This is a genomic window from Pseudomonas citri (assembly GCF_025336485.1).
GTDB lineage: Bacteria > Pseudomonadota > Gammaproteobacteria > Pseudomonadales > Pseudomonadaceae > Aquipseudomonas > Aquipseudomonas citri.
In genome coordinates this window covers 1-896 of record NZ_JAODAB010000060.1, presented here as the reverse complement: position 1 = coordinate 896, position 896 = coordinate 1, and the positions used below count along the sequence as shown (strand labels likewise).

At 58.1% G+C, this 896-nt stretch carries 1 protein-coding gene; it reads right to left on the bottom strand.

Features of this window, described 5'->3' with window-relative positions; all coding sequences use genetic code 11:
• On the bottom strand, nucleotides 1-896 hold an 896-nt coding region (locus tag N4Q37_RS27635; RefSeq protein ID WP_260963362.1), incomplete at both ends, for an IS3 family transposase.

Here is an 896-nt window from a genome sequence, read left to right as displayed (position 1 = left end):
TTTCGTGCTTGTTCATACAGCTCGTGGCGCAGGGCTAGGATCTGCTTATCTTGACCCCGATGCCGCTCTGCCGGCGTGACGAAGCGGATGCGGCTATGGCGATGCTCGTGGTTGTACCAGCGTATAAAGTCACGTACCCATCCCCTCGCAGCATCCAGGCTATCGAAGCCTTTAGTCGGCCATTGCGGACAGTACTTCAGCGTTCGGAATAGAGCCTCTGAATACGGATTGTCGTTGCTGACTCGCGGCCTTCCGCGCGAAGGCGTAATGCCTAGCTCGTACATCTTGCTCAGCAACGTGGTCGATTTCATCGGGGCACCATTGTCCGAGTGCAGTACCAGTGGTTCTCGCAGGCATTGCTCGCCGATCACACTTCTCTGCAACAACACTGCAGCCTTGGCGCCATCTTCATCCTCATGCACCTCCCAGCCGACACTCTTACGACTGTAAATATCTTCGATCAGATACAGGTAGTAGTACTTGCCCCGTACCGAAGACGGCAGATAAGTAATGTCCCACGACCACACTCGGTTTGGTGCGTGCGCCGCGTGGGTCGTCGGCTCTGCATGACGTCCAGGGCGCTGGCTACGTCCTCGATGCTGACGCTGTCCGGCAGCTCGGAGTACCCGATAGAACGTCGACTCCGAGGCCAGGTAGAGCTGTTTATCCGCCAGTCTCGGCACGATCTGGCTGGGCGGCAGGTGGGCATACTCGGCGCTGTTGCACAGGTCGAGAATCGCTTGCCGCTCATGTTCATTCAGCGCGTTCGGCGGGACTGCTCGAATCGTCGTTGTCCGGGCATCCGCCACCACTTCTTCAGTCTGCGTCCAGCGCTGCAACGTTCTGAGCGTCAAACCAACTTCGTGACACGCCATCGATTTGCGAGCGCCGGCTCT